The following is a 3,703-nucleotide window of genomic DNA, read 5'->3' on the forward strand; positions in this document are numbered from 1 at the left end:
AAACCAGAAGAAAATGCCGTCTTCTTCCAGCCTGCGCAGCAGGTAATCCAGATCGGTCTCGTTCCATTGCACCGAATAGTGCTGGGCTGGTGGTTTGTTTTGCAAAAAGCCAATATCCGGCTGTGGCAGACCATGCTCGGAAAACAGGGTTTCAAGCACTTGAATAGAGGTCATATCCTGCCAGATGCGGCAATCAGATCGGCGTGACAGCAGCCACATCTGCGGGCGAATGGTCAGTTGCCGTCATCCAGAAACACATTCCCCGACCCTTCCGCCGCCGCACCACCACAATCAATCGCATCGCCAATGCGCCCGGCAGGCTTGCCATTGATAAACACGGTGGGCGATCCCGCCGCTAAAGCCCGACCATGGCTGGGCTCCGGACAGGACGAGCAGGCATGCGCACCATAGGCATCTCCAACCCGCACGGCACCACGACCATTGATAAACACATCACCACTCGCTTCAACGGCGGTTGTGGGTGGAAAATGGCAGGCGTGGCCGGAGCCGATGTCTCCGAGACGGGTGATGGCGGGCATAGTAATTATCCTTATGCTTTAAACTTAGCAAATAGGGTCATTCGATCGTGTGACAATCCTGCTTATGCGCTTTTAATATCCAACCCTTGTAGGCAAGGAGTGAAAGCATATCAACGACAACAACGGCATCAGAAGCGCCTCTATCTTGCGGTGGAAATTTCACCGTACCTTCCTCTAAAAGCGACGTGGCATTGATCATAATTTCATCCACCCTGCCTGGAATTGCAGTCTTTCGGATACCTAGTTTATCAATATGGAGATCAACCATATGATCATGTGAAGTGTATAGTAAGCGTGTTTTTCGGCCTTTTTGGATCAACAAATGATTTATAGTCACAATACACTGATGTTTTTCGTTGGATATTTCAGAAATTTCATAACGGAACAGCCATTTACGTTCTTTATATATTGCGAATATGCCAGCCCCCCTACTCTGGGAACTTCCTTGAAGTAAAAGCTCCAATGTGGACTGACAAGTCGCATAGTCAGCGCCAACCCTACCGTCACAAATTGAATTATCTTTGTCCGCGGACAGGGCTTGCCCGCACACAAGCATAAAAATCACAAAGCCGATGATCGTTTTCATAAAAATCTCACAGTCGATACATTTATCGGTTCATGTTTTTGAAATAGGGCCAAAATCTTGAAAAATACGCGGAAAAAATAAATTGGATGCGTCGAGAGACAATCGATAAAAACAACAATTTAGTCCCAAAAATTTAATGTATCTTTTGTTTTTTCATATAATTTTTCAAGTTTATTTTCAGCATCATCACTCATCAACCTTTGCGGAAACATGTGATCCCACGGAGAATCGTTCTGAACCGCAACTCGAATTGCCACAGTGGTCCCTCCGTAACTCAATAGCTTCCGGCCACGTTTGATCAACTTTCCCATGTCCTTTGCGGACTCTTCCAGTATATCCTTGGCTTTATCGGAAAGTTCTTTTTTACCGGGAACTTCATCGGTCTTGAGAAATATGTAGTATATCACGCCCCATGCTTCTTTACCGTCGGGTAAAGCACCAACCGTAATGGACTTTTTTGTCGAAATAGACCCTCCTCCACCAACATTGAACTCTGTAACTTTCCGTTTAAAATTGGGCCCCGGGTACATGACATATAAATTCCCCCAGGGGAGTTCATAAACACCTCCTGGTGTTCTTATGTATATATCTACTTCAATCGGAGCCCCTTTCGTAAATACATTTTCACAACCGACAGCATAATATTTAAAATCGCGGCGTTGAATGCCGTCAGAATCTGCGCCCGAACCGCCATATTGCGCACGTTCATCTAAAAATTCTTCCCAGCCAGCAACCGTTGAAAAGTCAAAATCCTGCTTTTCGTAGAATTTCTCTACCTCCTTATCGAGTTCATCTATGTTTTGCTGAAAAATTTCTGTTTGATTATCAAGATTCAAGTCGCCCATATTGCAACCTCCAGATCATTGGTTATCGCTGATTCAAATTGACGGCTTCAACGTCTATTTTCGAGCAACGTCGCTGTACTAGGAGAAAAACCCCTTATCGTACGCAGGTTCTTTGCGAAGACAGCCGGAGCAATTTCGGGCAATTGCTTATTCAAATACAATCGCGCAAACTCGAGAACGTCCGTTGAGCCGACAGATGAAAGTGTCCCTATAGCCGCCAACTGCTTCCTGCAATTTGCAACCTGACTAAAACCTTTTTCCGCAATCTCATTGATTTGCATCGAGGATGAGCAAGAGGTATCCATCATGCCAAATTTGCGGAGAGATCGGATAAACGAAGCGTCGCGAACCGAGAATGCGCATTGATCGAAAGCGGATACCACCTTTTTCGGATCTGAAGCATACAACATTTTCAATTTTAAAAAGTCATCTGTTTTGCATATATTCGAGACAGGTTCGAGTTGAGGACAACCAGCATCTGCACATATTTTTTGAAATTCTACTCGTTCACCTTGATCACGCCATATCGGAAAATATTTTGCGAGCTGTTGCTTTCCAGATATCTGACTTCGGTCACTTCCCTCTTTGGAAGATAAAACAAAATCACGTATATTTTCTAGTGATTTTGAATCTAATTTCTCGTCTTTTTTTAGATCATCAATAAATAGAATTATATCCTCGTCTAATTTAAAATAGTGATGATCTCCATCTCTAACTCTATTCTCCAGATATTCTACTGCTCGCGCCGGGGGAACTACACCGTCCACAGCCGATGGAAATCCTGCATGCAACACAATCACAGGCCCTTCTTCCGGCATCTCCTTAATAAGAACATGCGCGCATTCTTGCGTTAAAAGAACACCAATATAGATAGGATCATACGTTCCATCAGGCTCTCTACTGTTGAGAACGTTCTGGCATTGAGGGTTACTAGAGTTTGACATCATACCCGGCAAATAAAATGCGCCTCCAATCAAAAACGCGAATAAAACAGATATTATGATTTTTCTCTTCATATTAATCTCTATCAATTTATATTTACGCGCTTGCCAGAAATGTTTACCACCACACCAGATATTTCTATCTTCCCATCTCGATGCATCACGAAACTCGACTTACCACACCGAATTTCAAAAGATTGCTTCACATGCAGCAGTTTATTTTCCCCAATACTTTCATATGAACTCTTATGCACTCTTTCGATTTTATTCGATCCCACATCAACATTATACCCCATGCCAATATTCAACCGGCTTGATCTCGTGACATTTGTTGTCATTTCACTTCGAACATATGTTGAAAAATTTCTGGCAACCGCGATCGTAAAATTACCTTTCGGGTTGGCGTCAGTGATGCTTTCGGTCAAATTATAGGCGAATTTGAGCGTGTTGTTATCAAACGGCTTGAATTTTATGGCGTTGTGTTTCCATATATCAAGCGACCCTACGGTTAACGCGAGACTTCCACCGACAACGGTGTCAGAATTTCGAGAAATTTCTGTGTACTTGGAGCGCCCAATGCTTTCCACATAGGAAGAATCAACTCGCTTTGCGGCATTGTTCTCTACATGCACCTCATGGTCTTTTTGTGCGTGAACATAGATTTTTTCGTTTCCGTTCTCATCCTCAAACGTCAACTCATTAAATCCCCTACCCTTATGCGTATTGGTCCGAAACACGCTCTTGGTCTTATTCGCAGGCAAATCATACGGCACGGGGTTTAGCGGATTGGGC

6 protein-coding genes are annotated in these 3,703 nt (G+C 43.8%); all 6 read right to left on the reverse strand.

Translation table 11 applies throughout. The annotated features are described in order from the left end of the window. Positions 1–237 (reverse strand): phage late control D family protein (locus BJF95_RS00100; protein ID WP_280950422.1); only part of this gene is annotated, 237 nt, incomplete at its 3' end. Further along, a complete protein-coding gene (locus BJF95_RS00105) occupies positions 234–539 on the reverse strand; it encodes a PAAR domain-containing protein (protein WP_075637415.1) in 306 nt (101 codons plus the stop codon). The genes BJF95_RS00100 and BJF95_RS00105, both read right to left, overlap by 4 nt. A 37-nt stretch (positions 540–576) precedes the next feature. Then, entirely contained in the window at positions 577–1,125 is a 549-nt protein-coding gene (locus BJF95_RS00110; RefSeq protein WP_075637416.1) for a cytochrome c oxidase subunit II, read from the reverse strand. A gap of 119 nt (positions 1,126–1,244) precedes the next feature. After that, on the reverse strand, positions 1,245–1,970 hold the full coding sequence (locus BJF95_RS00115; RefSeq protein WP_075637417.1) for a hypothetical protein: 726 nt from the start codon (positions 1,968–1,970) through the stop codon (positions 1,245–1,247). 47 nt (positions 1,971–2,017) lie between these two features. Continuing rightward, on the reverse strand, positions 2,018–2,986 hold the full coding sequence (locus tag BJF95_RS00120) for a hypothetical protein (RefSeq protein ID WP_075637418.1): 969 nt from the start codon (positions 2,984–2,986) through the stop codon (positions 2,018–2,020). An 11-nt stretch (positions 2,987–2,997) separates the two neighbouring features. Further along, positions 2,998–3,703 (reverse strand): bacteriophage T4 gp5 trimerisation domain-containing protein (locus tag BJF95_RS24540; RefSeq protein WP_425348664.1); only part of this gene is annotated, 706 nt, incomplete at its 5' end.

It is taken from the genome of Rhizobium oryziradicis, assembly GCF_001939045.1.
GTDB classification, from domain to species: domain Bacteria; phylum Pseudomonadota; class Alphaproteobacteria; order Rhizobiales; family Rhizobiaceae; genus Allorhizobium; species Allorhizobium oryziradicis.